At 73.0% G+C, this 359-nt stretch carries 1 protein-coding gene; it reads left to right on the forward strand.

Annotated features, from left to right (window positions below; translation table 11 throughout):
- A partial coding sequence (locus ABWU78_RS20950) for an Ig-like domain-containing protein (RefSeq protein WP_439159402.1) occupies positions 1-359 on the forward strand: 359 nt, incomplete at both ends.

Genomic DNA, 359 nt, shown 5'->3' on the forward strand with positions numbered 1-359 from the left:
ATCCCCGTGCCGGCGCCGACGCGGTTGCAGCCGCCGCAGGCGGCGGCGGACGAGGTCACGGTGCACGCCGGGGACGTGGTGACGATCCCGGTGCTGAAGAACGACACCCACCCCGACGGGCTGGAGCTGTTCCTGCAGCCCGAGCTCGAGCAGGACGTGGACCCCGCCCTGGGCGAGGCGTTCGTCTCGGAGGACACGCTACGGTTCAAGGCCGGCCCCGAGGCCGGGACCGCGTACGCGATCTACCGGGTGCGCGACGTCAACGGGCAGGAGGACTCCGCCCAGGTCACGATCCGCATCCGCGACGGCGAGGACAACGCACCCCCGCAGCCCCGCGAGATCGACGCCCGCGTGCTGTC

It is taken from the genome of Cellulosimicrobium sp. CpK407, assembly GCF_051844275.1.
Lineage (GTDB): Bacteria > Actinomycetota > Actinomycetes > Actinomycetales > Cellulomonadaceae > Cellulosimicrobium > Cellulosimicrobium cellulans_G.